A 25555-nucleotide genomic window follows, 5' to 3' on the forward strand; every position below is an offset into this window, starting at 1 on the left:
CGCGTCGGGCGGCACGGCGCCGTGCCGTCCGTCGTGCGCACGGCACCGATCCCGCGGCCGCGCGATCGACCACCGGTCGGCCTCAGCCGTCGTCGGGTGCCGTCGCGATCGCGACCGTCGTCCCGACGATCGCGGCCACCAGCGCCGCGTCGTCGATCGCCAGCGTGCCCTCGATGCGCCCGGTGATGAGCGCGATCGTCGCGCCGCCGATCGCGGTCGCCCGGCGCCGGCGCTCGTCGGCGCTGATGGGGCTGTCGGGGAAGAACAGCGTCCAGCGCTCGGCGAGGAGGCCGAACAGCCCCGCGACGGTGCGGCGCCGCTGCTCCTCGAGCTCGCGCACGCCGATGCCCTCGACGAGCGCGGCCCGGCCCCGCCGGGGATCGCCGACGTAGAGGCCGACGATCGCGCGGGTCGCGACCTCGACGCGGGCGACGGGCTCCAGCGCGCCCGCCGCGATCGCGTCGAACGCGGCCGCCCGCAGCTCGCGGTCCAGGTCGTCGAGCAGCGCGCCGTAGAGCGCCTCGCGGGTGCGGAAGCTCTCGTAGAAGTACCGCTCGGTCAGCCCGGCGACCCGGCAGATCTCGGTCATCGTCGCCTCGGCCCAGCCGCGGGTGCCGACGACGTCGAGCGCGGCGTCGAGCAGCCGCGCGCGGCGCTCGGCACGGCGCTCCTCCGTCGACCGGCCGCCGTAGCGCCGCCCGCCGCCCGTGTCGTCCGCGCCGGCCATCCCGCCGATCTTGACAGACCGCCCTGTCAGATGCCACGATCGCTTGTGACAGGACCCCCTGTCACTTCGAGGAGGACCGAGCCCTGAGCACCACCGCCCCCAGGCCGACACCCCGCGACGCCCCGAGCGCCGCCCCGCCCCCGTCGCGCGACCGCCGGATCACCCGCGAGGTCGTCCGCGACCTCCGCGACGAGCGGGCCGCCCGTCGCCGGCTCCCGCTGCCCGCCGGCGAGCTCCGCCCGAGCCTGCGCAACACGCTCGGCGTGACGACGGCCCCGCTCGAGATGCTCCTGCGCCACCAGCGGCGGTACGGCTCCGTCTTCACGCTCCGGCACGCCCACCAGAGCGTCGTGTGGGGCATCGGCGCCGAGGCCAACCACGACATCACCGTCAAGAACGCCGACGCGTTCTCGTGGCGCGAGAGCCGGTTCGGCGACCTGTGGCCGCTGCTCGGCGACAGCTTCTTCGCGATCGACGGGGCCTACCACCACGAGACCCGGCGAATGCTGCTGCCGGCGTTCCACGCGCGCTCGGTCGCCGACATCGCCCAGGGCGTCGTGGACGAGGCCGTCGCCGGTGCGGCCGAACTGACGCCCGGCACGCAGGTCGACGTGAACCACTGGGTCCGCGCCCTGGCGATGCGGATCGCCCTGCGCGTCCTGGCCGGGATCCGCACCGACGCGGCCACCGAGCGCGAGATGACGGACCTCTTCGAGCGGGCGCTCGCCTTCCACGGCCTGCCGCTGCCCCTGCAGATGCTGCGCGGACCCCGGACCCCGTACGCCGCGATGCGCCGGTCCCGCGCAGCCCTCGACCGGCTGCTGATCGCGGAGATCGACCGACGCCGCGCGGCGGAGGATCCGGGCCCGGGCGTCCTCGGCATGCTCGTGGCCGCCACGGACGAGCAGGGCCGCCCGCTCCCCACCGGCGCCGTCCGCGACCACCTCGTGTCGCTGCTGTTCGCCGGCCACGACACCACGACGGCGACGTTCTCGTTCCTCGCGCACGAGCTCGGCCGCACGCCGGGCGCCCGTGAGGAGCTGACCGCCGAGCTCGACGAGCGGCTCGACGACGGGCTGCCGACCGCGTCGACGATCGACGGGAAGGCGCTGCCCGTCCTCGAGCGCGTCCTCTCGGAGACGCTGCGACGCTACCCGTCGGCGTGGGTCGGACCCCGGCGGACCGTCGCCGACACCGAGGTCGCAGGCGTCCCCGTCCCCGCGGGCGTCGCCGTCCACTACTCCAGCTGGGTCACCCACCACCTGGAGGAGCTCTACCCCGATCCGCTGGCCTTCCGCCCGGACCGCTTCCTCCCCGGCGGCGAGGTCGACGCGCTGCCGAAGGGCGCCTACGTCCCGTTCGGTGGCGGGTCGCGGATGTGCCTCGGCAAGCGCTTCGCCGAGTACGAGCTCCGCGCGATCGTCGCGGCCGTGTACGGCCGGGTGCGGCTGGCCCCCGACCCCGCGCACCCACTGCGTCTGAGCTTCACCCCGACGCTCGGGCCGAAGGACGGGCTCGTGATGGCGGTCCGAGAGCGCTGAGCGTCGTCTCCCGGCGCCTCCGACCGGCCGGACGACGCCGCGCCCTGCCGGTCGGACGTCGACACCGCACGCACCCCGACGGTGGACGGTCGCCGGATCGAGGGACGGAGCGCGAGGTCGGCCGTCTGGCGGATGCCCGCGCTGGTACACCTCTCCGGGTGGACGACCGACACCAGCACGCCGTCCTCCGGCCGGACGTCGCCGTCGCCGAGCTGCGCGAGACGATCGACCGGACGTGCGCGACGGCAGCGTTCCAGGGAACGACGCCGAAGTGGTCGCTCCCGCCGGTCCGACGCCGGTGGCTCCGCACCAGCCGCGAGGGACCCGACGAGCTGCGACGCCGCCGGGCCGTTGCGTTGCTGCTGCTCGGGCTGCCGGGGTCCGCGTCGTACGACAGCGAGGCCGAGCACGCCCTGCACCTGGGGTCGGAGGATCCCGACGGGGCGGCGTGGAGCACGAGGGTGTCCGAGGCGTTCGACGAGATCCGCCGCCGCGGAGACGGACGCCGGGGATCCGCCGAGCCGGCATGGGAGCGTCCGCGGCGGGGGGAGTCCGGGGTCCTCCGCCACTGGACCGACCCGGCGACCACCGGCGGCATGCACCTCGTCATCGCCAACCTCGGGGACGTCCCCGCTGCCGTGCCGGACGGATCGATCGCCTTCGCCTCCGCCGACCCGCTCGGCCCGCTGCGGTCGACCAGCGACAACCACGACCTCCCACCTATGACGACCATCTGGCTCGCGCCGAAATAGCGGGCCATCGCCTCCCGACGAACGACCTCCGGCCCGAGCCGCGACGACCACCAGATCCGCCATTCGGCGGATGGAGCGCCCCACGCCCCCGGGATACCCTCGGGCGCTCATGGAGTGCACCGCCGCGATACCGGAGAAGGAGCGGCAGCCGAAGGCGCCGTCGCTCGTCAAGCCGCAGTTCCAACCACACGAGGGACCCGAGCCCTACTGCTTCGTGAGCTACTCGCACGCGAACTCGGACCACGTCTACTCGATCCTGAACGACCTCGCCGAGCACAACTTCCGGATGTGGTTCGACGACACGATGGAGATCGGCGACGACTTCCGGAAGGAGCTCCACGACCGGATCGCCGCGTGCGACGCGTTCCTGCTCTTCGTCTCGAAGGAGTCGATGAACTCGAAGTACTGCGGCATGGAGATCATCACCGCGCACGCCCTCGGCAAGCGCATCTATCCCGTGCAGCTCGACGCCTCGGCGGAGATTCCCGCGGCACTCAAGCTCGTCCTCGAGAACCTGCAGCACGTCAAGGCGCACACCGGCGAGGACAAGTACGTCCAGCGCCTGATCAAGAGCCTCCCGCCCGACACGATGCGGCGCCTGATCATCGAGGACGGGATCGTCACGAGCTGCGCCGACAACGGCACCGACGTCCTCGTCCCGGAGGGGATCACCGGGATCGGCGAGGCAGCGTTCAAGGAGTGCGTCAAGCTGCAGCGCGTGACGCTTCCGGAGTCCCTGCGCCGCATCGAGGACCAGGCGTTCCGCGGCTGCTCGCAGCTCCGGGAGATCACCCTCGGCGAGCACGTGGAGTACGTCGGGCACAGCGCGTTCCGCGACTGCATCGGCCTCGAGCGCGCCACGCTGGCGAACCCCGAGACCACGCTCGCCGGGAGGACGTTCGAGAACTGCGCGAAGCTCGTGGAGGTCGACCTGCCCGACGCCACCGAGGAGATCTTCGAGGCGGCCTTCAACTCCTGCGGTGCGCTCCGGCACTTCCGGTTCCCGTCGCACCTGAAGATCATCGGCGACTCCGCGTTCTCCGACTGCATCACCCTCGACAACGTGGAGCTGCCCGACGGCGTGGTGAAGATCGACGCGCGCGCCTTCGCCGACTGCGTGAGCCTGAGCTCGTTGCAGCTGCCGCCCCGCCTGTCGAAGATCGGGCGGTACGGGTTCAAGGGCTGCACCTCGCTGCGCGAGATCGAGATCCCCGTCGGGGTGGACTCCCTCAACGGCGACGCGTTCCGGGAGTGCGTGGAGCTCGAAGCCATCCGGGTCGCGCCGGCCAACCGCTTCTTCAAGGCCGTCGACGGGGTCCTCTTCAACAAGAACCGCTCGGTGCTCGTGGCCTACCCCTCGATGCGCGAGGCCAGCGAGTACGAGGTGCCCGACAGCGTCACCGTCATCAACCACTGGGCGTTCTGCCAGGCCGACCTCCTGCATTCGGTGGCCATCCCCGACAGCGTCGAGGTCGTCGGCGAAGGGGCGTTCTTCTCGGCCGAGAAGCTGGAGAGCGTCGTCCTGCCACCCTCCCTGGAGCGGATCGACGACATCGCGTTCCGCGACTGCGCGAGCCTCCGCCGTGTCGAGATCCCCTCGCACGTCTGGCACATCGGATGGGGTGCCTTCCTGAACTGCCCCGAGGTGGAGATCGTGTGCGAGCCCGGCTCGTACGCCTCGCGGTACTGCGCCGAGCACGACGTTCCGCACCGGAGCCCTGAGTGACCCTCGGTCGCGGGGCGCTCGGGCGCCTCGCGAAGCAGCACTTCGTCGTCCTCATCGCGTTCGTGGCCGCCGCCGCGTCATGCGTGGCCGTGCCCCCGGACGGCGAGTACGGGGACTACTTCGAGACCCGGACGCTGATGTGCCTGTTCTGCACGATGGCGGTCATCGCAGCGCTCGACAACGTCCACTTCATCTCCGCACTCGCGGGGCGACTGGTGCGTGGACTCGGGACGCGGCGCCGGCTGATCCTCGGCCTCGTCTACGCGACGGCGCTCTGGGCGATGCTGATCTCGAACGACATGGCGCTGCTCACGTTCCTCCCGCTGACCTACGTGGCGTTCGATGCCACCGGGAACCAGCGCTACCTCGCCTTCACGTTCATCATGGAGACCGCCGCCGCGAACCTCGGCGGGATGCTGACGCCCTTCGGGAGTCCGCAGAACCTCTTCCTGTACTCGTTCTACGAGATCCCGGCGGGCGAGTTCTTCGGGGTCATGGCGATCCCGTTCGCGGTCTCCATGCTGCTCATCACCGTGATCTGCCTTCGGGTCCAGGACGACGAGATCCGGGCCGTCGACCTCGACCAGGCGTTCAGGACCCGGCCGACGGTCGCGTACCTCGGCCTCTTCCTCCTGGCCATCCTCATCGTCTTCCGGGTGCTCCCGGTGTGGACGGGCTTCGTCGTCCCCGCGGCGCTCCTCGTGCTCGACCGCTCGGCCCTGGTGAAGCTCGACTACGGCCTGATGCTGACGTTCGTCCTGTTCTTCGTCTTCAGCGGGAACCTCGCCCGCATCGACTCGGTGAGCTCGGCCCTGGGCGAGCTCATGGACTCCCACGTGCTGCTCTGGAGCACGCTCGGGAGCCAGGTCATCTCGAACGTGCCGTCGGCGATCCTCTTCGCCCAGTTCACCGACGACTACCGCGAGCTCCTGGTCGGAGTGAACATCGGGGGCGTCGGCACGGTCGTGGGATCGCTGGCGAGCCTCATCGCCCTCGCGAAGTACCGGGAGTACCAGCCCGGGAGGACCGGCAGCTTCCTCGTCCTCTTCTCCCTCGTGAACTTCGGGCTGCTCGTCGTCCTCTTCGCCGTGATGAGCCTGGCGTTCGCCGTCGTGCTCTGAGCTCCGCGGCGGGGCGGGCTCAGCTCGCGGACGCGTCGTCGTCGAGGGCGTAGGACGCCGCGAAGCGCGCCGCGGGGACGATCCACTGCTTCCCCGCGTCGTCCTCGACGACCCAGTCGCCTGCCCGCGCGGTCTCGATGCCCTCCGTGGACACGACCTGCTCGCCGGCACGCGTGGCGCGCGCCGAGACGACCCCGGTGCGTCGATACGTCTCGCCCTGCACGTGCTCGTACGTCCGACGGAAGTCGGTGTCGGTGACGGACCACGCGTTGCCGTCGGCGTCGGACACCCGCCAGTCCCCCGGCTGCGCCGACATCTCGGCCCCGCTCTCGGTGCCCCACGCCCACGAGGCGTCGAGCCTGCGGGCGGCGACCGAGCCGCTGCGGCGGTAGCGCCTGCCGGAGTCCCTGCTGTGGGATTCGAAGGGGATGTAGCCCATGGCTTCGAGGTGCTTCAAGCAGTGCTCCAGACTCGCCACCGTGTAGGCGCGGTCCCGGTCCGGGAGGTCCTCCCACGGCACCAGGCCCGGGTGCCGCAACGTGCGGTTCGGCACCTCCCGGCGCGGTCCCGGTCGGAATCCACCGGCGAGATAGTACCGCCACCACGACTCGTGCTCGAGGTGCGCAAGGTCTCGTACCTCGTCGCTCCCGAGGCGCGCCGGGACGCGGCTGCCCCGTGACGGCGGGAGCCACGTGCGACCCGCACGCATCACGATCTGCAGGGCCACCGCCACCCGACGGCGGTTGCTCTCCCGATAGAACCGGGACAGGTCGTCCCACGGGAGCTGCCCGGGGCCCGGAGGGCCGTCGCCCGGCGACCGGGTGGCGACGTACTGCTCGTGGAGCCGGCGGGCGATCCGCTCCCACCCGTCCTCCGGCAGGACCTCGACGGTTCGCTCGCCCGTCCGGTGCGTGGCCACCAACGTGAGTCCGAAGGTCGTCACGTTCTCCAGCACGTTGCCCGCGGCGATCCCCTGGACACCGTCGTGCCACGCCAGGAACGGCACGTTCGGGTACCGCAGCGCCAACCTGCTCGTCAGCTGCCCCTGGTCCTCCGACGGCTCCGTCGCCACGACCACCAGCGCCGGGAGCTCGGTGTCGAGCGCTGCAGCGACGGACGCGACCGCCGGGACCGCGGCGACCGGCGTCGGCCGTTCGCCCCCGTCGATCCGGTCGCCGTACCACTCCTGCCCGCGCACGTGATCGATGAGCAGCTCCTCCGCGTCGGGCGCGATGACCACGACCTCGAGGTCGGGCGGGGTCCCGTCCACCGCCTGCTCGCGACGGTGCTGGACCAACTCCTCGAGAACCGCGACCGCCATGGGCGTCGAGCCGAGCACCACGAGTCGCCGCGGGTCGTGCCCCAGGGCCTCGTCGACGACCTCCTGGGCCGTCACGCGGAAGAGCCCGACCGTGTCCGTCAGCAGCTCGTGGTCGTCGGCGATCTGCCTGCGCCGCCACGCCTCCGCGTGCCGCGGATCGTCGAACCGCGCGACGAGGCGTGGCGAGGCGGCGTCGGTCGCCAGGTCGCCGACGACCGAACGGACGTGGCCGGCGATCGTGAGGGTCTCGCTGGCCTCCGGAGTGAGGATGTACGCGGCGCACAACCGATGCCGGTGCCCGAGGGGCCCGCGACCCACGAGCAGCCGCCGGATCTGCTCCGGGTCCGTCGGGTCGCCGTAGACGGCGCGGACGCCCCGCCTCCGGAGCTCGCCGACGAAGGGGTTGCCGCGGGTGGGCTCGAGCAGCACGACCGTGCTGCCGTCGAGGTCGTGGTGCGTGAGGATCTCGATGAACCGCCGCGTCAGGTCGTCGAGCCCGACGACCAGGACGACGGACCGCGCGAACCGCGCCCGCAGGCCGTCGCGCTGGGAGACCAGGGCCGTGAGGCCGACCGCTCCCAGGGAGAGGAACGTCGTCAGGATCGCGGTCAGTCGGGCGACCTGGAGGGCGAGCGGCTTCGTCGGGCCGCACACGTCCTCGGCGCTCCCGAGGAAGAGCGACAGCGTCCAGGTGACCGGGGCCCAGAACTGCGTCTGCCCACCGGTGCAGCTGACGTACGCCGGGACCGCGAGCACCACCGTCGTGACGACGAGGCTCGCCGCGACGAGGACCCCGAAGCCCGTCTCGGTCAGGCGACGCCACCTCCAGTAGAGCGCCGCCGCGACGATCGCCGCAGCGGCCATCACGAGCACCGTCTCCCACGAGGCGGGCTCCGCCGCCCGGGACAGCCACCGGGGGAGGTCGTCGACGACGCCGGGGCACGGACCTCGAACACCAGCAGGACCAGCGCCAGCACCATCACGGCGGAGGACACGACGATCCCCACGACCAGCGCGACGACCAACCACCGCGGGTCGTGCGCCTCCCGCACCAGCGGGCGCGCGAGCCTGCGGGCCCGGACCAGCCGCCACCACGGTGCACGGAGCACCCGCGGCGGCGTCGGGGTCCCGGCGGGAGGACGGTGCGCGCGGTCGGTCTGGCGGTGCACGGAGGGCCGGCGTCAGCGGGCGTGGAAGCCGACGAGCCGCCGCGCGTCCACGTCGTCGGCCGGTGGCCGCCGGGGAACGCCCGGCCGGGAGTCCGCTCGGCCCGGTGGTGCGCCGAAGGAGACGGACGGAAGCGTCGAGGAGTGCATCAAGAGGGTCGGTCGCGGTCGCCGAGGAGCGAGTGAGCGTAGTCGGAGGCACGCGGCGGGTCCATCCGCCAGATGGCTGAGATGGCCCGCACGGCGCGGTCAGGACCGACGAGGCGGGACTCCTGCGCGACAGGCCCCGGAGACGACGCACGGACGGGTCGGGCACGACGGGGGAGATCCCCCACGGACCGCCCCCGATCCGCCGTGCGGCGGAGGCGCAGGATCCGGTTCGGCCGATGGGTCCGGGAGCCCGGACCGAGGCCACGACCAGGAGCCATGACCGCATGACCGCCCCCACCCCCGACCCCGACCACCGCGACGGCGCCCGGGCGCTGACTGCCCGTGAGCGCGAGATCCTGCTCCACGTCGTCGCGGGCAAGTCCAACCGCGAGATCGCCGGCGAGCTGTGGCTCTCGGCCCGGACCGTGCAGACGCACCTCAAGAACGCCTCCCGGAAGCTCGGCGTCCCGAACCGGACGTGCCTCGCCGTCGCGGCGCTCAGGCACGGCATCGTCCCGCTGCACCCGTCCGGGCCCGACGGGACCGACGACCGGCGGGACGACGGCCCCGGACCCCGCCGCCGCGCGACGCGACCGTTCCCCCGCCGTGATGCCCGGCACCATCGCGTGGTGACGCTCCGGTGACGGACCCCACCCGGCCACGGGACCGCGGTTCGCGAAGCGTCGCGATCGCCGGTCGGGCGCCGGAACGTAGTCTTGCGGCACGTGGACCACACCCCGATCACCCTGGCACCCGCCCGCTGGGTCGCCGGCACGCACCCGGACGCCCTCGGCGTGTACGCCGGGGCGGGACGCGCGGTCGCGGTCGCGGGAGCGCAAGGCCTCTGGATGGCGGTGGCCGAGACCACCCTGGGCCCACGGGACCGCATCGTCGGTGTTCTCGGGTCGGCGGCCACGATCGCCGTCGGCGCCGCGGGGACCCGGCGCCCGGACGTCCTCGCCGACGCCGTGCGCGGCCCGCTCCCGGCGCCGGTGCTCCCCGGCCTCGCGATCGCGGCGGTGGCGGCCAGTCGACCCGAACGCAGCCCGCTCCTGATCCCCTCGATCGTGCTGACCGCGCTGGGGACCGGCAACACGGGCGAGCGGGGTGGGCTCGTGGTCGGGGCGGGTACCGCCGTGGCCTACCTCGGGGCGGTCGGCGTCGGCGCGCGCGCGTGGCGCCACCCCGACCGGCACCTCTGGTGGAACGCCGGGACCGCCTCCGCGTTCGTGGTCGCGGGGCTCGTGGGTTCGACCGTGGGCGACATCGCCCTCGGGGCCCGTGCGCTCGAGCGCCTGCACGGCCGACGTGCGTCCGCGGGGATCGCCGCCCCGCTCGCCGACCTCGTGACCCGGGCCGCGGCGATCGCGTCGGAGGTCGACGACCTGCTCGCCGCGATGGACCGCCCCCGGGATGTCGAGGAGGTGGGCGACGACGACACGCTGCGGCAGGCCGTCCGCGAGAGCCGGCGCCTCGCGATCCACCATCGCCTCAGCCCGCTCCTGGTCGCCGCCGCGCACGACCGTCCGCTCGCCCTCTCGGAGACCGTCGGCACGATGGTCGCCGCGTACCGGGCGGCCTGGGCGGAGAAGGACGTCCGGGTGACCGTCAGGGATCGCTCCGGCGACGGGGCGGCGGTCTCGGCTGCCGCGACGGCCGCCCTCATCCATGTCCTGAAGGTCGCCCTCGACAACTGCGCGGCGCACGAGGTGTCGCCGCTCGCCGACGTGCGCGTGCGGATCGACGGGACCGCCGAAGCGCTGGTGGTGACGGTCGAGGACGACGCCGGCGGTGCCGTCCCGGCCAGGGCGACGTGGGGCACGGGGCTGACCGAGTCCGCAGCGCTGCTCGACGCGGTGGGCGGGGGGCTCGAGCTGGAACGCGGCCGCGCAGGCGTCCGCGTCGTCGCCACGGTCCCGCGACGCGACGGGACTCCGGCGGGCCGCCCGCTGCCGCGGGGCGTCGTCGACCGGATGGACACCGACCTCGCGATGATCGCCCGACAGCTGCGTCGCGCGAACGTCCTCATGGGCGCGACGGGTCTCCTGACGGGACGGGACCGGCAGGAGCGTCGGGCGTGCCTCGTGCTGTTCCTCGCCGGGGCGGCGTTCGACGGCGTCCGCGGCCCGGCCCCGGGACGCTCGCGCGACGCGCCCGCGCTGCACGGGACGCTCGTGGCGCTCGCCGGCCTCTGGCCCGCGGACGGTCGTCCGCCGTCGGGGACGATGGGCGCGGCACTGTTCCTCGACGGGTTCCTCAACGGCTCACGCGTCCTCGGCCCGACGGGTGCGGCGGCCGGCGCCCTCGTCGCGTCCGCCCGTCGGGTCCGCGGATCCGTCGACCGCGGCAGGAGGGCGGAGAACGTCGTGTTCCCGCCGCTCTGCGCGGCGATCGGCCTGGCGGCCGGCCGCGGCCGGCGGGCGTTGCAGGTCGCCGAGGCCCGCGTCCAGTCCGGCCGGGCACGGTCGCGCCTGGTGGAGCAGATCGCCTACACGGCCCGCCTGCACCACAACATCATCAAGCCGCTCCTCGCCGCCCCCGCCTGGTGGGACGTCGTCGACGGCGACGCCGAGCAGCGACTCGTGCGGCTCTCCGCCGACCTGAGCTCCGTGCTGCGCGAGCTCCGTGCCCGCGTGGTCGCTGCGGATCCCTTGGCCGAGTTGCGCGACCATCTCGCGGCCGTCCTCGCGCCGGCCGAGATCATCGTCGAGGGCGACCGTCCCGATCGTGCCGGTCCCGGCCCGCGCAGGAGCGACGACGTGGTGCTCGAACGGGCACGGCAGAGCCTGGCGCTCACGACCGCGGCGGAGGAGATCGCGGACGAGATCCTGGCGATCCACGCTCCCGGGCCGCTCGGCATCTGGCGTCTGACCCGCGTTCGGTTGCTCCTGCGCCGTGACGCTGCGGATCCGGGCCGCACGACGATCGAGGTGCGGACCGAGCCGCGACGCCCGGGGGCGCGGCGATGGGAGAATCGGACCCGGCTCGCGGCGGCGCTCGACCGGGTCGGCGGTCGCGCCGGCCCGACCGTGTGCGACGGCGGCTTCACCCTGTCCGTCCCCTCCGACGTCCTGACCCCGTGACGATCCCGCACCCGCCGATCACGTTGTTCTCCTTCGACGAGGACCGTGGCGACCACGCCGGGGCACGAGCCCTGCTCGAGCGCCGTCTCGGATGCACCCCGGACCACGGGTTCGCGGTCCTGTCGCACTCCAACCGCATCCGGTTGTTCGACGCGATCGCCGCGCAGGCGACGCCCGCGGTCGCGCTCGTCGACCTGCAGGCGGAGGACCGCCTCGACAACGAGTACTCGGGGCATCGCGTCATCGAGATCGTGCGGCGCCATCCCGAGCTGCACGCGTCGTGTCGGCCCGTCGCGTTCACCGCGTTCGCCTATCCGGGGGTCGTCGAACTGACCCGGCGCCACGGCGCCTACGGGGTGATCAGCAAGCAGTGGGCGCAGACCCGGGACGTCGACCCCGGTGCCGTCCGGGAGTGGCTGCGTGCGATCGCCGGCGCGCCGCCCGTCCCGATCGAGGAGACCGACGGGTTCCGGACGCTCGGACCCCGGCTCGAGGCCGGCACGGAGGGCGAGGACGAGGTCGTCGCCTGGTTCTTCCGGGACCGGCCGTCGATCGTGGAGCAGCCGTTCTTCTGGGACGTCGTCCGGTACCTCGCAGACGACCTCGACCGCCGGTCGATCGCCCGGTGGGTGCACGCCGACCACCCTGGCGTCAGCGAGCAGGCCGTGGAGCGGCACCTCGAGCGGATGGGCGACGCCGTGGATCCCCGGTACCGGACCCAGGGACTCCGCCTGGAGGAGTTGGCGCGAGACCTGATCGCCGAGCTCCCCCACCGCCGCGCGGCGCCGACCAACGAGGTCCTCCTCCGCACCCTGCACCGGCTGCAGGAGCTGGGGACGATGACGACCGACTACCGCGTGGTCGCCGCGGGCCGGATCGACGAGGAGGCCCTGTCGGTCACCCGGCGCGTCCAGCGCGCCCTCGAGCAGGTCCGCATCCAGGGCGGTCAGCACGCCCACCACGCCGCGCTGCTCGACGTGCTCCGCCGGCTGGAGCCGGACAGCGGCGGCCGGGTCCTCCACGCGCCGCTGATCCGCGGGGTCCACGGCGTGGTGGACACCTGGAACGCGTTCCAACCGGGCGAGCTGGACTGAGGCGGACGAGCGCGGCCCGTCGCCGTCACCGCCACGGCTCCGTGTCTCAGCCACCACCCATCGCGGTGCGCGCAGCGCGCACCCACGCGCGCCTGCGCGTCGCCGCCGTGTCCTCTCGGCCGGGCGCCTCCGCTCCGTCGCAGGCCTGCAGCTCCTCCAGGAGGGACAGCGCACGAGGACGATCCTCCGTCGTCACGGCGTGCACCGCCGCCTCGCTCAGACCCCGGGCCAGGTACGCCGACCGTGCATGGCCGTCGGGCAGCAGGTCGTCGGCGGCGACCCGCGCCGCGCGCAGCATGTGCTCGTAGGCGGTCGCCGCCGCCGAGCCCTGACCGACGCGACCCAGGGCCCGTGCGTGCAAGGAGTGCGCCCGCGCCGCCCGGTGCGCCGACGATCCCGAGGGCACGTCCTCCGCGGCCACGGCGTCCGCCAGCTGCGCCGACTCGGCGAGGTCGGGGATGGCCTCGTCGTCCCGTCCCGCGACGAGGAGCTGTCGGCCGGACCACTCGACCGCGTCCTGCAGCGCCGCGAGAGCCTCGGACGACCCCGGGGCCCGCGCGACCCCGCCGCGGCGGATCGCGACGATCGCGGACCCCGCGGCGCGCCAGCGTCCGGGGACGTCGATCGAGCGCTCGAGGTGCTCGACCACGCGGTCGACCGCCCCGGGTCCGTGACCGGCGAGTGCGTCCACCAGGGCTTCGAGGCAGCGCCGTGACGCCTCGGCCTGGTCGGGGTCAGCCTCCCGGAGCACCTCGGTGCCCTGCGCGGCCGCCGCCAGCCAGCTCGAGACCTCGTCGACCGGGCCGGCACCGAGCGCCAAGGGCTCGATCGTCGCCATCGCCTCGGCGTGCAGATCCGATCGCCCCCCGCCGTCCGCGATCAGCGCCGTCTCGGCCAGCGCCCACATGATCGTCGTGCGGTGGATCGCGGGGTCGTCGTCCGCACGCAGCTCGTCCACGACGAGCCCCAGCACCTCGACGGCGAGCTCGGGGTGTCCGTCGCGGGCCGCTTCCACCGCCAGCGATCGCAACGTCTCGACCCGCGCCGCGATGCTCTCGGCGAACGGCGTGCCCGCGTGGCGGCAGAGACGGACGAGGGAGACGAGCTCGGGGTGCAGCTCCCGGATCGTCCGCGCGTCCCGCTCCCCGATCGCGATCCGCAGTCGGCGCACCGCGGCCCGCACGAACGCGCCTCGGACCTCCCGGAGCGTGTCGGCCTCGGTGAACGCGAGGTTCTCGATGTCGAGCCGGGTGCGGCTCCGGCGGCGGAACGCGAGTCCCTGGCGGTGCCGGCGTCCCTCCGGCCAGACGGCGAACACCTCGCGGGCGGTGGTGAGGGATCGCTCCAGCAGGGGGATCGACGTCCGATGCCGCCACCCGTCGAGCGCGCACCCGACGAGGACGTCGAGTGCGCGGAGCTGCAGCACCTGTCGCCGGTGATCGGGTTCGTCCGGCAGCTGGTCCGCGGCCCGGAGCGCTTCGGAGGCGGCGACGAGCGCCTCCGCGTCGCCGCCGAGCGCGTGGAGGGCCTCCGCGATCAGCACGAGTCCGTCCGCGAGGTCTTGGACGGGCGCCGGGTACCTCGTGCCCTCAGCGACGCTCCACAGCCGCTTGCCGATCTCCTCGATCTCCTGACGGGCGCGGGCACGAGCGTCCGGACCGTCCGCCTCGCGGAGGACGAAGATGCGGCTGCGCGGGTCGTCCAGGGTCGACGCGAGAGCCGTCCGCTCGCCCTGGTCGAGCCCCGGCGCGGAGAGTGCGAGGTCGGCGACGAACTCGCGGACGGGGGTGTGCGTCATCCCGGGTGACATGACGTGCGGGTTCATCGACCCGCCGGACCGCGGAGGCTCGTCGGTGACGGCCGCGGACAGCACGTCGATCGCGGTCCGGTCCGGGCGCTGTGCGGCGATCGCCTCGGCGGCCACGCGGAGGGCCCCGTCACGGGCGCGCGCCCCGCGGTGCAGGCGCTCACAGCACGCCGCCACGGCGTCGACCGTCGGCCGGGTCGCGTGGAGCAGGTGCGTGAGCAGCTCCAGGTCGTCGATCGGGTCCTCGGTCTGCGCACGGTTGAGGTGGGAGACGATCGCCACCCGGGCTTCGGGGATCACGTCCCGGACCGAGCGCTCCGCCGCCAGACGGCCTGCCTCGTTCCGGAAGGTGAGCCGGGTTCCCCCGACACCCGTCGTCAGAAGTCCGTCCAGCGAGCGGACGACACCGGCGACGACCAGGTCCGAGCTCTCGCAGATGGTCACGAGGTCGGCGCGGCGAAGTCCGAAGGGCGACGCGACGAGGAGGCCGAGGACCTTCCGCACCGCGGTGGTTCCGTAGCGGACACCCGTGCGCTCGACGACGCGCGAAACGAGCGACCCGAGATCGTGGGGGAACGATGCGGCGGTCCGTCGGAGCAGGAGCTCGGGTCCGTCGTCGCCATCGGTCTCGGACTGCCGGAACTCGTCCTCACCGAACGCCCGGAGATCGTCGACGGCGACGCGCAGCCAGAGCGGCCACCGCGGGTGCGCACCCAACGCGCCGGCGACGGCCGGGGAGATCGCCCGGTGCTGCGCCGCGGCGATCCCCCGTGCCGCATCGGCGGCCTGCTCCTCCCCCAGCGGATCGAGATGGATCCGTGCGAGGCCGCGCGCCGCCAGGAGCCGGCCATCGGCGCTCTCGGTCGTCGTCACGATCGCCGGGACCCCCAGGTCGCGCAGGAGGTCGAGTCGCGCACGGGCCCCGCTCGGGTCCATCCGGTCGAGTCCGTCGATCGCGACGACGAGCCCGGGGTGCCGGGCGGCTTCGGCGTACCACGCCTCCACCAGCTCCTCGCCCCCGATGGCGGACGGCCGCTGGATGGCGCCCGACGACTCCAGCAGCGACAGCATCCCGCGTTCCCTCCGCGTGAGCTCGGGGAACACCGGAGGCTCCCCGCCACATCGTCGGATCAGCCGGCGCACGATGCCGTCGTGATCACGGACCTGCGGCAGCGCGCCCACGGTGTGGGTCACGACGGTGCGCCCCGACTCGCGGAGGCGGGCGATCGAGGCCGCCCACACGGCGGACTTGCCCGAACCCGAGGGGCCCTCGATGCAGGCACCGGCGCCCGCATCCACGGCGGCGAGCACGCCCTCCACCGCCTCATCGTTCCCCGCCACGCCCCGGGCGACCTCGGCGATGAACAGCCGCTCGGCCGCGTCGTACGGGTCGGTGCCGGCGGCGCCGCGGCGACGGGCGATCGCCTCGACCCGCGGTGCCAGTGCCGACACCACGCGATCCTCGAACCCGGAGAGGTCGACGACCCGTTCGCCGTCGCACCGGGCGACGTACCGCTCGATCGCGCTGTCCGGCACCTGCGCCCGCAGCAGCCGGACCGCCGCCTGGTCCTCGTCCCTCCATCCGGGCGGCGTCGGGCCCTCGATGTCGCGGACGAGGAAAACGGGATCCGCGTCGGGGTCGAGCAGGGCTCCGTAGTGCACCTCGAGCGCGGTGACGGATCGGACGTCGGCGTCCGGACCGAGCCCGGCCTCGATCGCGACCTGCCGGAACCGCCGGGCGGGCGGCTCCCAGCCCGCCCGATCGCCGAGCAGCCCGAGGAAGACCGGCCGGCATCGATCGATCTCGGCCAGGCAGACGTCGAGCACCCGGTCGTGACGCTCGTCGTCCGACAGGGTCGAGGTGTCGACGCCCCACCGCAGGTCCACGAAATCGATCCGGGCCCCCAGGGGCTCGAGCAGCTCGTCGAGCCGGTGCCGGACGGCGCCGTTGAGCACGTCACGCTCCGCGTGGAAGTCGCGGAACGTCGACGAGACGAACACGGGAACGAGCGTGACGTCGTCGACGCCCTCGGCATCCGGACCCCGGCGACTCATGCGCCCACCCAGGGTCCGTCGTACGCGCCGAGTCCCACGAGCTCCGGCGGTGCCGGGGGCGTGTCCGGGTCGACCGCCCGTGCGGCGATCGGGATCTCGCTCCTGCACCCGATGCAGCGGATCCGGTCGTCGCGATTGCCGTCCCGTCCGCACCGGGGACAACGCCAGGGGCCTCCGGTCCGCCCCGCTGCGGCCTCGTGGTCGGCCCGGCTCGCGCTCGGCACCGACGGCACGTCGCCCGTGCCGGGCCCGGAGACGTCCGGGAACTGCCGGCGCCCCTCAGGGGTCAGGGCCCACGTCGCAGCCCCGAGGGGACGGACGACGAGACTCTCGAACGACCGCGACCCGCCGCCGTCGCGGACCGCCTCGCCCTCGACCACCGGACGCAGGGTGGTCGCGAGCCCGTCCCAACGTCGCCTGCGGGCCGCTACGACGGCGTCCATGGCGACCGCCGCGTCCGCTCCTGAGAGGCGCAGGTCGAGACGCAGCTCGCGCCGCGCGCGTCGGGTCTCCAGCACCGTCGTGCACGAGAGCTCGTCGCCCGATCCCTGGAGCTCGGCGACCGCCTCCAGGAGGACGTGCGCCGCGTAGACGGAGTGCGTCAGGCGGAAGAGCATCGCGCTCGCCAGGTGCTCATCGATCCGGAACCGGTCACGTCCGACCAGCTTGAGCTTGGGGAGCGTCGCCACCAGGCGTCGGTCGGTCAGCACCAGCCGGCCCTTCGAGCGGTTCGAGACGCGCGGGAGCCCCGGAGTCGACGCCACCCAGTCCCGGACGCCCTCGGGGCCGTCGAGCCGGCGGACGAAGGTCGAGCACCCCGCGAGCCGCCAGGACCCGACCACCGTCTCCCCGTCGGCGAGCACGGGCTCCTTGGCGGCGTCGTGCGGCGGATAGGCGGCCGTGTCCGGCCCGTCGTCCGCCTCGTCCGGATCCCGGACGTCTCCGAGGAGGAAGTCATCGGCCTCCACCCCGCGAAGGCCCCACCCACCGGTGCTCATCCGCCCGTGGCCCGCTACTGCTGCTGCCAGTTGTTGAACCTGCGGACGGCCTTGTACATGACCGTCGCCTCGGCCTTGCAGACCCGCTTCGCGTTGCCCGAGAACATCCGCCCGCAGATCCGGTTCATCTCGTTCCGGAACTTGACGTCGATCCTGTACCTGCGGTTCTCCGTGCGCTCCAGCATCAGCCCGTTGCCGAAGTTGCGGTAGCCGAAGTCGTGCTGGAGGCACGCGTTGCGGAAGCGCTCGCGCAGGTGGTCGGGCGTGGGCGGGCTGCAGCCGTCGTCCGACCAGTCGAACTCGTTGTACGGGGAGGGCTTGTTGCACCCGGCGGGACCGGTCCAGCAGCCATGGGCGACGAAGTCCGCCTTCCGGGCGGCGAACTGGTCCGCGGTGTAGCCGATGGACTCCTTGCCATAGCGCAGCTGCTCCTTCGTGAAGGCGTGCGCCGGCGTCGCCGCCGACAGCGTGGCGGCCAGGGCGACCAGCGCCACGACGAGCGCGACGAGGGCTGAACGGTTGCGGAGTCGTGCGGAGAGCGCGGTCATGGTCGGTCCTCGGGAGGGTCGGTGGACGTCGGGCGAGCCGGGCTTCGGAGCACCGTCTCGGTCGATCGCTCCGCCAGCGTCGCACCCGCCCGACCGATCCTCCAGCAAGATCCGCCGTCTGGCGGAGAGCTCTCCGAGGCGCCGGGCACGAGCTCGAAAGACCCGAGGAGGTCATCCGCCGGACGTCGTCCCCGGCTCCAGTCTCCGGGCGAAGATCCACGCAGAGCAGCGGCAGGGGTGTCCGCAGGCCGGGCAGTCGTACTCGTGCTGTTCGCTGTCCGCAGTCCAGAAGTCCGGGATCCGGCGGATCTCCGCGAATCCGGTCGCCGACATGGCCCCCGCGATGTGGCACCCACCTTCGGCGGAGTGCCAGCCGAAGGCGACGGCGGCGCGGGCGCCCTTCGTGGTCGCCCACTCCATGGCGTGCTCGATGAGGCTCGAGGCCGTCCCGCGTCCGCGGGCCTTCGGGATCACCGCGACGTTCTTCACCAGCACGGTGTTGCGGACATGCCGCACGCCGGGCAGCCCGTTCACCGCCCGTTCCTGCCCGGCGGGGGCGTGCGTCGAGAGTTCAGAACCCGGGATGAGCGCGGCGGTGAGGGCGCCGATGAGCCGGCCGCGCGCGTCGCGCGCGACCAGGCAGATGGTGTCCGGATCGTGCGCCAGGGCGATCACGTCGTCGAGCGTCACGTAGGCGTCGCCGAGTGCGCTCCCGAGGAGCGCGCACACCGCGTCGGCGTCGTCGCTCGTGGCCCGACGGATGGACTCCGCCATCACGCGGCGGAACACGTAGCGCCCCTGATCGAGGCCGTTGTCGTGCGAGTCGAACCCGGCCCACATGCCGATGAGATCGCCGGCCGTACCTTTGACGTCGAGGAAGAAGGTCCCCTGGCCGCGATCGTGTGGATCGGCAGCACCATAGATGCCGTGGATGAAACCGCCGGGCTCCAGCGTGCCGACGAGGCTCCACGACCGCTCTCCGTCCTCGAGCGTGCTCCCCGTGATCCGCGTCCCGCGCTGTCGCAGCTCGGAGATGCCGTAGTGGCCGCTCACCACCCCGGCCTCGGTGTCGTCGTACAACGTCCAGTACCGCCCGGTGAGTCGATACCGCTTGTTGAGCCGATGCGCCTGCAACGCCTTGCGCGCACGCGCGGCGCCGCCGCCGATGACCGCGGCGATCCCGGCGACGCCGAGCGACGTCGCGAGATCCATGTAGGGATCCGCCACGTCGGCTCACCCCCTCCGGACGCCGTCGGAGGACGACGATCCCCATGCCGTCATACCTCCCACACCGTGCCGCTCGACGCATCGTCGGTCCCGTCGCCATCGGTGGGCGCGCCATGACCCGGCGTCTCCGCAGGGCGATCCACGTCGGCCTCCGGCCGTGCCACCGCGGCCACCGACGCCAGGGACGCTGCGCCGACGGGGTCCGTGAGCTCGATCCGCTGGACCAGCACGCGGACGGGGTGACGGAACCGCGTGGTGCCCGCGAGCGCGACCACCGTGCCCCCCGGGGGCGTGACGTCGGGCGGCGGGGGGACGACCTCCCGGACGTCGTTCTCGGAGCCGCGCTGGTCCGCCCAGTGCCGCGGGAGCATCGAGATGCCGTCGTGGTCGACGAGGATCCGTCCGAGGAACCGGCTGGGGAGCTCCTGGCCGTCGTCGACGAGTCGATCGACGGGGGTGCGGTCGAGGACGCGGAGCAGCGCGGCCCCGAGACCGCTGTGCTCGACGTCCTGGTCCTTGCCCTCCCGGACCGCCGCCAGCAGGGCCCGGCGCGGCGAGCTCGGGTCCTCCGAGGTGTCCGCCGCGGGGTCCGGCCGGACGCCGGCGTCGGCTCGCCCCTGCACCTCGACGAGGGCGTCCATCGCGTCGGCCTCGAGCGCCCCGTAGAGGTCGGAGATCCAGCGGGTGTGGAAGACCTGCTGGCGCGTCTGCTGGGCGAGCTCGCCGATGCGGGCACCGGTCTTCGGGCGGTCCACGACCAAGGCCTCGGGGACGGTCTCCAGCCTGATCGCCGCGTCGACCAGCCGGTCCTCCGCGCGGACCTCCGTCCAGGGCCGGTGCACGAGCCAGCCCACGATCTCCGCCCAGTCCAGGAACTCCGTGTACCGACGCTCCAGTCGGACCGCGTCCCCCGTCCGCTGAGCGCGCAGGACCGCGGTGTTGATCCCGTCGAGCTCCCGCTGCAGCTCCTCGGTCGCGTCGCGACGCTCGCGGGCGAAGCGGGACCGGACCAGCAGCAGCACGGACACGACCCAGGCCGCGAGGACCGCGAGGGTGCCGACCGCGGCGAGGATCGCGCCGGCGACGACCCAGAGCACGACCACGACGACGAGGGCGAGCGCCGACCGCAGGAGGACGCCCTTCAGCAGCGACGGGCGCTTCGGCCGCGCCGGCGCCGACGCCGCCGGGGCGGCCTTCGGGACGTCGCCCGCGGCCGTCTCGGCCGGGTCCTCCGCGCCGTCGTCGATATCGCCCTCGGCGCGTGCCCGCGTGAGCTGCTCGGCGATGTGCGCCCCGACGATCCACGTCGGCGTGCGGAGGTAGGGCGTCACCCAGACGTCCGGGTCCACGGTCGGCGTGTCCTTCGCCCCGGTGCCGGCGGCGTCGTCCGTCGGCGTGGCGTCCGCTCCGCCATCCGCCCCCGCGGGAGCGTCGGCGTCCTCGCCCGTCGCCCCGGAGACGCCGGCGCCGGTGGTCCCGGTGTCTGCGGGGTCGGCCGCCGGCGCGAAACGCGGGTCCAGTGCCAGGGGGTCGCAGGCGCGGACCTCCCGGTCGCCGGACCCCGCGGGCGGCAGGGCGCCCGGATGCGGTGCGATCGCGAGCGGGTCCGTGATCACCGCGCGGAGCGCTCCGTGCTGGAGGCGATCCGTGTCGACCCCCTCGGGCAGATCGGAGCCGTCGACCAGCCCGACGCTGAGCGTCCGCAGATCGCTCCACGCGGCGGCGACCGGACCGTCGGGGACGACGATCGGCCGGCCGAGCTGGTCGGCCAGGTCGGCGAAGCCCTGCTCGCGGCGCCACGGCCGGATCACGATGTCGGTGTCCGGACCGGCGAGGCGCATGATGCGCTTCGACGCGGCCTCGTACGCCTTCCGGGCGACGGCCTCCGCCATGTCGACCGGCTTGCGGCGGATCCGCGCCGCGAGCTCCCGTCCGAGCTCCCGGACGGCCTCGCACAGGGAGAGCTCCTGCGGCGCGGGCAGGGTCAGGGGCTCGAAGCGGCTGAGCCCCAGGACCTCCGCGTGCTTCTCCAGGTAGCTCCCGACGACGTCGGGCACGACCCTGGTGGCGCCGGTCGAGCGATCGAAGCGCGCAGGATCGGGGTTCGGGTAGGGCTCGTCGGTCCGGAACGTCGCCTCGGCGAGGTGCCCCGCCAGATCACCCAGGTCGACGATGCGCGTGAACGTCCGCGCCAGCCGGACCGGAGCCGTCATGGCGCCCGACGGTCCGGGGTCGACCGCGTCGAGCGGCGAGACCGCCCCGGCCGACGCCGAGATCCAGAGGCCCGCGAGCGAGGCGAGCGCGTGCGCCGCGTGCCGGTGGTGCGCGGTGACGTCCTCGGCGAGGTGGTTGACCGCCAGCGGGTCGGTCCGGTCCTCCGGCGCCACGTAGACGTTCGCGGCGTGCCGCGAACGGAACAGCGATGCGGGCACCGCCGCCGCCACGGCCGGCGGGGCGACCACCATCGTGCACGCCAGCGGGCGCCTGGCGTCGAACACCAACACGTCCGCGGCCGCTGAGCGGAAGTCCTCCACGAGCTCGGCGAACGCGGCGTCGAGCGCGGCGTCGGTCGCCGGCGTGAACGCGACGAGCGCCACGTCGGCGGGTGCCACGCCGTCGAGGGCCTCGGCCAGCGTGTCGGTGTTCACCGCACCGTGCAGGACCGTCGTGACGCCCACGGGCGCCGGATCGTCGCCGGTCGGCCGCTCGAGCGCCGCCCACGCGAAGGGCCGGACCAGACCGGAGTCCGACCACGACACGAGGTGCTCGAGGACGGCGTCCCCGTCCGGTGTCCGCGGTGCGAGCAGGATGCGCATTCAGACTTCCTCGACGGGCCCCGTCTGCGCGAGCACGTCGGCATCGTCCGCCCGCCTCAGCGGCTCGCGGACGTCGGTCAGGACCTGGCTCAGGGAGACCTCCAGGAGGTCGCGGATCTCCCACGAGCGGGGGATCGTGAGCGTCGTGGGGATCGTGACCCGCATCGCGGAGTACTTCGCGTGAGTCGCGGCCCGGATGCGCTCGATCTCCGTCGTCACGGCCGCCAGCCGGGCCTCCGAGGAGTCGTCGGCCGTGCCGGCCGCCGCGACGGGCGGCACGGGCGGCGCGGGCGCCCCCGGATCGGCGATCTCGAGCGTCCCGTGCTCGATCCAGCGGCGCAGCGCTCCGTGCGGCACGCCGAGGTCCTGGTCCACCGACCCGAGCTCGATCAGGCGCATGTAGGCCCGCAGCTGCTCGCTCTCGCCGTTCCCGAAGACCACCATCGCGAGGGGCAGCGTCTCCAGCAGCGCCGGCAGGACCTGGCCGTGCGCGTTGACCTCCATCGTGCCGCCGAGGGAGTCGTGCTCGACGCCCAGGAGGTACCGCGGGAACCGCAGCGAGCCGGTCGGCGACCAGACGGCGAGCGGCGACTCGCTCCAGCGGCCGCGGAGGGTCCCGACCTGGCCGAGGACGCGCGCGATGAACCAGCCCTTCACCAGCGCCTGCTGCCGGGCGGGCGACAGCGGCACGAACGACGGCAGCGGCCGGGCACGACGGAACGACCAGAACTGCTCGCGCATGCCCTTGTCGGTCTGGGCGTTCCAGGCGGCCTGGATCGGCTTCGTCACCGAGTCGATCACGATCGGGTGCACCGCCTGCCCGAGGAACGACATGAGCTCGACCGAGGACACCGCGGCGTTCGGGTCGAACGCCCGTCGGGCGTCGTCCGCGGTCGCCCCGCCCTGGACCAGCGCGTCGTGCACCGGATCGTGGGCCCGGTGGCCGTCGGCAACCGGGATCGGGCTGATCAGCAGACTGGCCCCCGGGACCGGGCGTCCGTGCACGGCGTGGAACGCCTCGGCGTTCAGGCTCGCGAGCGGGGCGCAGGCCTTCGTCGCCTGGCCCATGAGGTCCACGAAGCGCTGGGCCCGGGCCGCCGCGTCGGGATCGTTCGCGTCCAGCCACGCGGGCAGCGTCTGCCGGACGCGGTCGGACAACGCTCCGCGGCGCTCGGCGACCCAGGACGTCGCGACCCGCAGCACGGCCCGCGGCTCGACCTCGACGCGGAAGAGCGCCGGCGCCGGCGCGAGTCCCGGCTGCCGGGCCTCGGAGAGCGTCGGGATCCACGGCTGCAGCGTCGAGATGAGGCGCTGGGCGTCGCTCGGGCGGTCGTCGACGCGGATCGAGTCCCACCCGTTGGTGATGACCTCCTCGAGCGCGGCGGCCTGCGCCGCCTGCGGAGCCGCGCCGTCGAAGATGCCCTGGAGCAGGGCGTCGAGCTCGCCCGGGAACTCGGCGGCGGGGTAGAGGAGCAGCGTGTTCGGGGCCGGGAGGAGGTGCCGCGCGACGTCGTGGCCCGACCAGGACGCCACGAGCGCGCTGTCGGCCCGCGCGAGCGTCTGCTCGAGGGCACCCCGCGCGCTCACGAGCGCCTGTCGGAGGCCGGGGAGCACCTCTGCGACGAACCGGCGGATCAGATCGGCGGTGCGGTCCTCGTACCGGCCCTCGGCGCGGCGCTGCAACGTCTTGCGGCGGAGCTTCACGTTGTCGGCGACCGCCTGGTGTCCGGCGCCGACGACCCGTGCCCGGACGGTGCGCAGGAGCTGGAGGGCGCGCTTCGTCTGGCCGGCCTCGTCGCCCCGCCGGAGCTCGGCGTCGTGCGCGAGCTCGTCCGCCGCCGCGAGCAGCTGCTCGGAGAGCTCGTCGACCAGCCCGATGGCGGTGGGCAGGCCGTAGAGCCCGACGTACCTCGCGGTCGCCTCCGCCAGTCGCGGCTGGATGTCGGTGGCCCACCGCAGGGCGTTCTGCTCGAAGTGGGCGTCGGCGCTCGCGAAGAACGTCGCACCGAACGAGCTGAACGCCACGGTCAGCCGCTCGTTCCACTCCGCGGGCTTCGCCTCGAGGCGCCCGAGGTCGTCCCGGACCTTCGTGACGACCTCGTCGAGCTCCTTCCCGAGGGTCGGCCCGTGACGCAACGCGTCGATGATCTGGTTGTCGTCCTTGCCCAGCTCGGCCAGTCCGGCCGCCTCGAAGTAGCTGTCCTTGACCGCCTCGATCCGCTCGGCCAGGAGCGCATCGTCGCTGCGCCGCTCACGTTGCTCCCGCGAGACGCCCTCCAGGTGGCCCGCGGTCAGGCGGTCGAGGGCCTGCTTCGCCAGGCGCTCGGACGCGTACTGGGCGAACAGGTCGTTGCCGAGCGACACCGAGGCGAAGCCGATCGAGGACGCGGGGCGCGACGACGCCGCCGGCTCGGCGAGCAGGAAGCTCTCCGCGGTCGTCGTCCCGCTCTTGTTCGCCTGGAGGTACTTGTCGAACGCCTCCTGCACCGGCCCGACGGTCAGGAGCGCCGCCAGCGCCTGCCCGATCGACCGGTAGACGTCCCGGGAGTCCGTGAACGTCACGTTCTCGCTCTTCGCGCCGATGAAGAAGTTCGTCACCGCGACCCGCCGGCCCGCGAGCTGACCGACGCCTCCCGCCGCGCGGTGGGGGGCGGACTCGGTCTGGGAGACCTCGCCCTCGTGGTCGTAGGCGCTCAGCAGCTCCGAGAGTGCCGCGAGACTGTTGGGCTCGGTGCCGACCTTCATCCCCGCGGGCAGGTGTTCGAAGAGCTCGGCCGTGTAGAGGACCGTGACGAGCTCCTCACGCAGCTGCGTCGCGACGCTCATCCGCTGGATGTGCTCGAGGACGTCGAGGAACGCGCCCGACCCCGACCCGCCGGCCAGCGACGAGATCACGATGATCTTCGGCTTCGAGACCTGCGTCGCCGACGGCTCCGACCCGCCGAGGTGGCTGTTCAGCGACGCGAGCTGCTCGACCGCACCCGGTGCCGTGAGGACGGCGACCTCGCGGGCGATCGCCGCGCCGATCTGCGCGAGCTCGGTGAGCACGGTGACGCGACCCACGGCGCGCCGCTGCCCGGCGCCGCGGTGCGGGGCCGGGTGGTCGCCGTTCGGGTCCGGCCGCCAGCCGACCATCGCCGGGAGGTGCTCCTCCGCGCTGAGCAGCCGGCGGTCGTAGTCCCGGTAGTCCAGCTTCGTGTCGCCGAGGCCGAGGTAGTCGATGTCGGCATCGGCGGGCACGTCGGCCTCGATGACGTCCGTGGCGTTCGGCAGGTCGACGTGCAGGAAGCGCCACGCCTCGGGCATCCCGTCGTCCCAGCCCGCGGCCTTCAGGCGGCGGTCGAGCTCGCGCCAGGTGTACCGGAGCGTCTTGCCCCCGGAGCCACCGATGCCGATGAGGATGAACTTGTCCAGCATGTCTCG

At 73.7% G+C, this 25555-nt stretch carries 15 protein-coding genes; 7 read left to right on the top strand and 8 right to left on the bottom strand.

Annotated features, from left to right (window positions below; genetic code table 11):
- Positions 1-82 precede the first annotated feature (82 nt).
- Positions 83-727 carry a TetR/AcrR family transcriptional regulator gene (locus PATMI_RS26940; protein WP_051470976.1) on the bottom strand — a complete coding sequence of 215 codons (645 nt, stop codon included), beginning with the start codon at positions 725-727 and terminating at the stop codon, positions 83-85.
- Between the two features lie 263 nt (positions 728-990).
- On the opposite strand from PATMI_RS26940, the gene PATMI_RS26945 reads away from it, so the two are divergent.
- The 4 genes from PATMI_RS26945 to PATMI_RS26950 all read left to right on the top strand — a co-directional run bounded on the left by PATMI_RS26945 (position 991) and on the right by PATMI_RS26950 (position 5867).
- On the top strand, positions 991-2268 hold the full coding sequence (locus tag PATMI_RS26945; RefSeq protein ID WP_051470977.1) for a cytochrome P450: 1278 nt from the start codon (positions 991-993) through the stop codon (positions 2266-2268).
- 158 nt (positions 2269-2426) lie between these two features.
- Positions 2427-3020, top strand: a complete 594-nt coding sequence (locus PATMI_RS0102915; RefSeq protein WP_026909784.1) for a hypothetical protein — start codon at positions 2427-2429, stop codon at positions 3018-3020.
- A 109-nt stretch (positions 3021-3129) separates the two neighbouring features.
- Positions 3130-4746, top strand: coding sequence for a leucine-rich repeat protein (locus tag PATMI_RS0102920; protein ID WP_026909785.1), 1617 nt, complete (start codon positions 3130-3132; stop codon positions 4744-4746).
- On the top strand, positions 4743-5867 hold the full coding sequence (locus PATMI_RS26950; protein WP_051470978.1) for an SLC13 family permease: 1125 nt from the start codon (positions 4743-4745) through the stop codon (positions 5865-5867). The genes PATMI_RS0102920 and PATMI_RS26950 overlap by 4 nt, the downstream gene beginning before the upstream one ends.
- Before the next feature lie 19 nt (positions 5868-5886).
- On the opposite strand, the gene PATMI_RS0102930 is transcribed toward PATMI_RS26950, so the two are convergent.
- Positions 5887-8052, bottom strand: a complete 2166-nt coding sequence (locus tag PATMI_RS0102930) for a RyR domain-containing protein (protein ID WP_026909786.1) — start codon at positions 8050-8052, stop codon at positions 5887-5889.
- Positions 8053-8788: 736 nt separating this feature from the next.
- Here PATMI_RS0102930 and PATMI_RS33775 point away from each other — a divergent pair.
- From PATMI_RS33775 to PATMI_RS0102950, 3 genes are all read left to right on the top strand, one after another.
- Positions 8789-9148, top strand: a complete 360-nt coding sequence (locus tag PATMI_RS33775; RefSeq protein WP_026909788.1) for a response regulator transcription factor — start codon at positions 8789-8791, stop codon at positions 9146-9148.
- Between the two features lie 81 nt (positions 9149-9229).
- Positions 9230-11587, top strand: a complete 2358-nt coding sequence (locus PATMI_RS0102945; protein ID WP_026909789.1) for an ATP-binding protein — start codon at positions 9230-9232, stop codon at positions 11585-11587.
- Positions 11584-12681: a hypothetical protein gene (locus PATMI_RS0102950; RefSeq protein ID WP_026909790.1), complete on the top strand. Its 1098-nt coding sequence runs from the start codon at positions 11584-11586 to the stop codon at positions 12679-12681. Before PATMI_RS0102945 ends, PATMI_RS0102950 begins: the two co-directional genes overlap by 4 nt.
- Before the next feature lie 46 nt (positions 12682-12727).
- On the opposite strand, the gene PATMI_RS0102955 is transcribed toward PATMI_RS0102950, so the two are convergent.
- The 6 genes from PATMI_RS0102955 to PATMI_RS0102985 form a co-directional block, all read right to left on the bottom strand.
- Positions 12728-16543, bottom strand: coding sequence for a DUF4062 domain-containing protein (locus PATMI_RS0102955; protein ID WP_051470979.1), 3816 nt, complete (start codon positions 16541-16543; stop codon positions 12728-12730).
- Entirely contained in the window at positions 16540-17541 is a 1002-nt protein-coding gene (locus PATMI_RS0102965) for a hypothetical protein (RefSeq protein WP_157260585.1), read from the bottom strand. The genes PATMI_RS0102955 and PATMI_RS0102965 overlap by 4 nt, the downstream gene beginning before the upstream one ends.
- Before the next feature lie 14 nt (positions 17542-17555).
- Positions 17556-18089 carry a phospholipase A2 gene (locus PATMI_RS33780; protein WP_051470980.1) on the bottom strand — a complete coding sequence of 178 codons (534 nt, stop codon included), beginning with the start codon at positions 18087-18089 and terminating at the stop codon, positions 17556-17558.
- Between the two features lie 171 nt (positions 18090-18260).
- Positions 18261-19301, bottom strand: coding sequence for a GNAT family N-acetyltransferase (locus tag PATMI_RS0102975; protein ID WP_026909793.1), 1041 nt, complete (start codon positions 19299-19301; stop codon positions 18261-18263).
- A 65-nt stretch (positions 19302-19366) separates the two neighbouring features.
- Complete coding sequence (locus PATMI_RS0102980) at positions 19367-22132, bottom strand: hypothetical protein (protein WP_026909794.1); 2766 nt, start codon at positions 22130-22132, stop codon at positions 19367-19369.
- Positions 22133-25549 carry a tubulin-like doman-containing protein gene (locus PATMI_RS0102985; protein ID WP_026909795.1) on the bottom strand — a complete coding sequence of 1139 codons (3417 nt, stop codon included), beginning with the start codon at positions 25547-25549 and terminating at the stop codon, positions 22133-22135. It abuts the gene before it with no gap.
- Positions 25550-25555: the final 6 nt, after the last annotated feature.

Origin of the sequence: Patulibacter minatonensis DSM 18081 (genome assembly GCF_000519325.1) — a bacterium.
Lineage (GTDB): Bacteria > Actinomycetota > Thermoleophilia > Solirubrobacterales > Solirubrobacteraceae > Patulibacter > Patulibacter minatonensis.